The sequence below is a fragment of the Collinsella aerofaciens genome (assembly GCF_039752955.1).
Taxonomy (GTDB): Bacteria; Actinomycetota; Coriobacteriia; order Coriobacteriales; family Coriobacteriaceae; genus Collinsella; species Collinsella aerofaciens_BI.
Genome location: NZ_JBDMHB010000068.1, coordinates 1 through 5,848 on the forward strand (window position 1 = coordinate 1; position 5,848 = coordinate 5,848).

5 protein-coding genes are annotated in these 5,848 nt (G+C 52.4%); 4 read left to right on the plus strand and 1 reads right to left on the minus strand.

Annotation, left to right across the window (positions count from 1 at the left end; all coding sequences use genetic code 11):
* Window positions 1–55: 55 nt before the first annotated feature.
* Window positions 56–385 carry an arginine deiminase family protein gene (locus ABHR75_RS09595; protein ID WP_346964201.1) on the minus strand — a complete coding sequence of 110 codons (330 nt, stop codon included), beginning with the start codon at window positions 383–385 and terminating at the stop codon, window positions 56–58.
* A 253-nt stretch (window positions 386–638) separates the two neighbouring features.
* On the opposite strand from ABHR75_RS09595, the gene ABHR75_RS09600 reads away from it, so the two are divergent.
* From ABHR75_RS09600 to queA, 4 genes are all read left to right on the plus strand, one after another.
* Window positions 639–2,081, plus strand: coding sequence for a YfcC family protein (locus ABHR75_RS09600; RefSeq protein ID WP_138112880.1), 1,443 nt, complete (start codon window positions 639–641; stop codon window positions 2,079–2,081).
* 28 nt (window positions 2,082–2,109) lie between these two features.
* The gene (locus tag ABHR75_RS09605) at window positions 2,110–3,354 is read left to right on the plus strand and encodes an arginine deiminase (RefSeq protein ID WP_346964202.1); all 1,245 of its coding nucleotides are present in this window, start codon (window positions 2,110–2,112) and stop codon (window positions 3,352–3,354) included.
* 32 nt (window positions 3,355–3,386) lie between these two features.
* The gene (argF, locus tag ABHR75_RS09610) at window positions 3,387–4,397 is read left to right on the plus strand and encodes an ornithine carbamoyltransferase (protein ID WP_138112876.1); all 1,011 of its coding nucleotides are present in this window, start codon (window positions 3,387–3,389) and stop codon (window positions 4,395–4,397) included.
* A 134-nt stretch (window positions 4,398–4,531) separates the two neighbouring features.
* Complete coding sequence (gene queA, locus ABHR75_RS09615; RefSeq protein ID WP_346964203.1) at window positions 4,532–5,743, plus strand: tRNA preQ1(34) S-adenosylmethionine ribosyltransferase-isomerase QueA; 1,212 nt, start codon at window positions 4,532–4,534, stop codon at window positions 5,741–5,743.
* The last annotated feature ends 105 nt before the right edge of the window (window positions 5,744–5,848 follow it).

Sequence of the window (5,848 nt, forward strand, 5' to 3'; positions counted from 1 at the left end):
GTGTTGGCTAAAATGGGTCGGCCGGGATTGGTCAATCTCGGCCGACTATATTTGGCTAAATTATTCCGGCGCTAACACTGCCTGTTGCTCCGCTGCAACGGAGGTAGTCATCAATAAAATATTTAAGTGATTGGGGCTCAGTTTCAAGTGAGTCTTCGAGAAGGTCCCTAATTTCAATGGTTTCTACGCCATGCTTCTTAAGCAATTGAACCATGGAATCGTGCTCATATATTGCTTTGTCGAGGTCAAAACGACCGCTCCATTGTCGCAGGGAGAAAACTTGGCTGAAGTCGGCATCAGGGTAGTTTTGTGTTTCAGCTCCAGGTCGATGGACAAGTACGGCTTTTAAATGACCGATTTCATTTGTTATGTGTACGCCTTGCATGTCTGTCTCCTGTCCTGCTGGTTTTTATATAAGGCTAAGGCAGGTTCCTTGTTGTGTTGCGGAAAAGTTAAAAGACGTATGTAATTGATAAATAACATCAATTTTAAAAATCAGATTGATTAATAACGTCACTTTAGCTGCCGTTCATAGGTGAAAAGCGACACGATGGCGATGGTTGGCCGACCAACGCTGAGCAACCTCATACATTTATGGTGCCAGCTGGATAGATGGGAAAAGGAATGAAGGAGGAGAAATGGCAGCGGAAAGTTCGAAAGGCATCAAGCAGTTCAAGGTCCCGCACGTATATGCGATCATCTTTGCACTTATGGTCATCTTCGCTGTTCTCACGTGGATTGTTCCCTCTGGGTCCTATCAGCGTCAGGAGGTGAACGGTCGTGAAGTCACTGTCGCAGGTACGTATGAGCAGAGTGAAAAGACATATATTGACGAGGAAACCGGGGATGAAGTAGATCTCAGACAAGGCGTCTTCGATGTTCTTCAGGCTCCAACGCGCGGTATACAAGAGGCAATTGAGGTCGTTGCATTCATCTTGATTGTGGGCGGTTCGTTTCAGGTTATTACTAAAACGGGCGCTATCACGAGCGGAATGGGTCGTGTCGTTCGCCGCTTTAAGAACAAAGACATTCTAATTATTCCTATTGCGATGGTTCTCTTTGCATTGGGCGGAACGAGCTTTGGCATGGCGGAAGAAACTCTTCCGTTCTTTGCGATCTTCATGCCAATTATGATGGCTATGGGCTTCGACTCGATGACGGCGTTCATGGTCGTGTTCGTTGGAGCGCGCACGGGTTACATCGCCTCAACGATTAATCCGTTTAATGTTCTCATTGCGCAAGGTATTCTTGGTATTCAGGGCAACCCCCAGCTGTGGCTGCGTATGATTGCCTGGGTTGTTTTGACCGCCGTTGCAATTACTTGGGTTGTCCTCCATGCACGAAGGGTAAAGAAGAACCCTGAGTCATCGATCACATTTGAGGATGATATCGCCAAGAAAGTCGAGTTCGCTGCCGATGAATCTGCCCTTGACGCGGAATTTACGGGTCGTCAAAAAGGCGTGCTTGCGGTATTTATCGCTGGTATGTGCCTTATCATCTGGGGACTTGTGACCCAGGGCTGGTATATGAACGAGATTTCTGCGGTCTTTTTGGCCATGGGCCTGTTGGCTGGTGTTATTGCGGGCTTTAGTCAGGACGTCATCGCTCAGGAATTTGTTGCGGGTATCGCTGACTTTGCTTTCTCGGCAATTGTCGTTGGACTTGCGCGTGGCATCCTTGTCATTGCCTCTGACGGCATGATCATTGATACCATCCTCAATGCGCTCGCTACTGGTCTGGGCGGCATCCCGGCGGTTCTCTTTACTACGCTTCTTTATGCGGTTGAGAACCTCCTGGCGATTCTGGTTCCCAGCTCATCTGGCCTTGCAGCACTGACCGCTCCCATTTTTGGACCTTTGACCGAACTCATGGGCCTTAATCCCGAGGCTGCCGTGTGGGCTCTCTCCATGGGTAGCGCGACGATGTCTTTGATCTGTCCTACTAGCGCCATTCTTGTAGCGGGTTTGGGCGTGTGTAAGATCAAGCTTGGCCAGTGGTGGAAGACCGTTTGGAAATTCTTCTTGGTCGTGTCGCTCATCAATATCGTATTCGTAGCAATCTCGGGACTTATTGCCCTGTAGGTTTCATGGCTGAAATGGAGTAACAGGAATGTCTAAAGGACTGAATGTACACAGCGAGATTGGTAAGCTCAAGAAAGTTGTGCTTCACCGCCCCGGTCGTGACCTTGTGAACGTAAAGGCGGAAGAGTTCGAGGATGTCTGGATTCACGACTGTTTCTATCTTGATGTGGCTCAAAAGGAGCATGATGCCTTTGCGGATCTTCTGAGGAGCGAAGGTGTTGAGGTTCTCTATATGGAGAAACTCGTTGCTGAGGCGCTGGATGCATGCCCCTCGGCTCGCGCTGAGTTTACCGATACATTTATGGCTGAGAGCGGGATTGTCAATCCTCTGCTTGAGCAGGCTGTTCGTGAAAAGCTCGACACTATTTCAGATTCGTATCAGTTTGTACTTGAGGCTATGGGGGGGTATCGTTATCGTGACCTTGAGCTGCCTCGCGTCTCGACTACGCTTAGTATGATGGATAATGAGGATGCGAAGCCCGATGATTTGGTGTTGAAGCCTCTTCCGAGCTCGTATTTCTCTCGCGATCCTCTTGCTTCCGTGGGCAAAGGCGTTCTGCTTCACCATATGTATTGGAAACAGCGAGATCGTGAAGTGCCCTTCTATGAAGCGATTTTCAAATACCATCCCGATTATGTAGGGACTCCGATTTGGTACGACCATAAGAATCCCTGGCATATCGAGGGCGGTGATGTGCTTAACATTAACGCTCATACCTTGGCTATTGGAATTAGCCAGCGAACTGAGGCGGCTGCGATTGAGGAGCTTGCAAAGAATTTGTTCTGGGGATCTGGGAATTCTGAGATCGATACCGTTTACGCTATTAAAATCCCCAACGGCTATGCTTACATGCATCTTGACACCGTTTGCACCATGGTGGATTTCGATAAGTTCACAGTTTATCCCGGTATTTTTGAGACCCTTCGTGTTTATCGTCTGACTCGTGGTGACTCTGAGGGAATGGTCGCTGTTCAAGAGATTGATGACACGCTTGAACATATTCTTGAAATGGCTACTGGCGTGGAGAAGGTGCAGCTTATTGAGTGCGGTGCCGGCGATATGGTTGAGGCATCTCGCGAGCAGTGGAACGACGGGTCGAACACTCTTGCCGTTGCTCCTGGTAAAGTCTGTGTTTACGAGCGCAATGTTGTCACAAATGATGAGCTCTACAAGAACGGTTTGGAACTTTTGGTCGTTCCCTCCGAGGAGCTGTCCCGCGGTCGTGGCGGCCCGCGCTGCATGAGCATGCCCTTCTGGCGCGAAGATATTTAGTTGCAAATCCACTGTGATAGGAGATGGCGAATATGGGTGTTAACATCGCTGGGCGCAGTTTTCTGAAGCTGCTTGATTACACGACGGAAGAGATTGAGTATCTGCTTGAGCTTTCTGCTAACTTCAAAAGCATGAAGCGTGCCGGTGTTCCGCATAAATACCTTGAAGGTAAGAATATTGTTTTGCTATTTGAGAAGACTTCCACGCGTACTCGTTGCGCCTTCGAAGTTGGTGCACTTGACCTTGGCATGGGTGTAACTTATTTGGATCCGGGCTCGTCCCAGATGGGCAAAAAGGAGTCGATTGAGGACACGGCTCGCGTCCTTGGCCGCATGTATGACGGAATTGAATACCGCGGCTTTGAGCAGACGAAGGTTGAGGAGCTTGCTGCAAAAGCTGGGGTTCCCGTTTGGAATGGGCTGACTACTGAATTTCACCCGACTCAAGTGCTTGCCGATATTCTGACCATGCGTGAAGAGTTTGGAGAGATTAAGGGCAGGAAACTTACATTTTTTGGTAAGGCGGCCGGAAACGTCGCCGATTCGCTCATGGTCATTTGCGCTAAGCTCGGCATTAACTACTGTTCTTGCGGCCCAATCGGGGGAAATTCGGAGGGGGCTACATCCTATGACCCTGAACTCCTTGCAGAATGTAGTCGTATTGCGGCCGAGCATGGATCGACGATTACCATTACAGAGGATATTGAGGAAGGCGCTCGTGATGCCGATGTAATTTACACGGATGTTTGGGTTGGCATGGGTCAGCCCGCAGAGCTGTGGGAAAGCCGCATTAAGCTAATGTCGCCGTATCGTGTGACCGCTGAGGTGATGTCTATGGCAAAGCCCGAGGCGATTTTCCTCCACTGCCTTCCGAGCTTCCACGATACTAATACTACTGTTGGTGCCGAAATTGCTGAGAAGTTTGGAGTCACCGAAATGGAAGTCACGGACGAGGTTTTTGAGTCCGATAAATCTCGTGTTTTCCAAGAAGCGGAGAATCGCATGCATACGATTAAGGCGGTGATGTACGCAACGCTTAAGTAGCGGGGCGTTGAGAAAACAGTCGCAAATCTGTTTGCCATACTATATTTCTCTCAACAAGCTGATAGGATACAGGGGAGAATGATGCGCGCGTCAGTCGATTTTTTCGACTGACGCGCTTTGTGAAAGAGGCAAAGATGCGTACCGATGATTTTGACTACAACCTTCCTGAGGAACTGATCGCCCAAGCTCCTGCCGAGCCGCGCGACTCCTGCCGCCTACTGGTGGTGGATCGCAAGGGCTCCCAGGCGGGAATGCCGCTGAAGCACGGCGGTACCGTTGAGCGCCGCATCTTCCGCGACATCATCGACTATATCGAGCCGGGCGACGTGCTCGTCATCAACCAGACGCGCGTGATGCCGGCTCGCCTGATCGGTCGCAAAGCCGGCTCGGGCGGCGTGGTCGAGACCCTGCTGCTCAAGCGCCGCGAGGACGTGGATCCGCTGGGCCATGTTTGGGAGTGCTTGGTCAAGCCGGGCAAGCGCCTGAAGCCTGGTGCTCATATTGAGTATCGCGCCGGTGGCGCCCATGCGCCCGAGGGGGCTCCCGTGGTGCTGACGGCCGAGGTTGTCGACTTTGTCACCGATAGCCGCGGCGGCCGCCTGGTGCGTTTTGAGCCGGCCGGTTGCAATGCTGCCGGCGATCCGCGCACGCTCGACGAGGCCATTCACGCCGCCGGTCATGTGCCGTTGCCGCCCTACATTACCGATTACGAGGGCGATCCCGAGAAATATCAGACCGTGTACGCCATGAAGGAGGAGCACTCGGCTGCCGCTCCTACGGCGGGTCTGCATTTTACTCCTGAGCTCATGGCCGCTATCGAGGCCAAGGGTGCCAAGTTTGCCGCCGTCGAGCTCGAGGTGGGCATCGATACCTTCCGTTTGGTGGAGGAGGACGACCCTACGCAGCACGTCATGCACACCGAGCGCTACCACGTGTCGCAGGAGGTTGTCGACGCCGTGCATAAGGCCAAGGCCGAGGGTCATCGTGTGATCGCCGTCGGCACTACCGCGGTGCGCTCGCTCGAGAGCGCGTTTGACGCGGACGCGCCGGTGTCCGATCCGGCCGTGACGGCGCGCTATTTTGAAGGCCGCGAGGACGGGGCCGATACGCTTGGCCGCGGTGACATCGTGGTGCGCGAGAACGCCACGACGCAGCTTTACCTCATGCCCGGCTCGACCTATCACGTGGTCGACGCGCTGATCACGAACTTCCACGTGCCGCGCTCCACGCTCATGATGCTCGTAAGCGCGCTTGCCACCCGCGACCAGATCATGGATGCCTACGCCGCTGCCATCGAAGAACGTTATCGCTTCTTCAGCTTTGGCGACGCGATGCTCATTTGTTAGTTACGCGGTTCTACGAACCGCGTAACTACTCGACGCTGCGCGGGCCGCATTTGGACAATCTGACGTTCAACTTCAAGGGCGCGACCAGAAGGTCAGCGCCCTTTC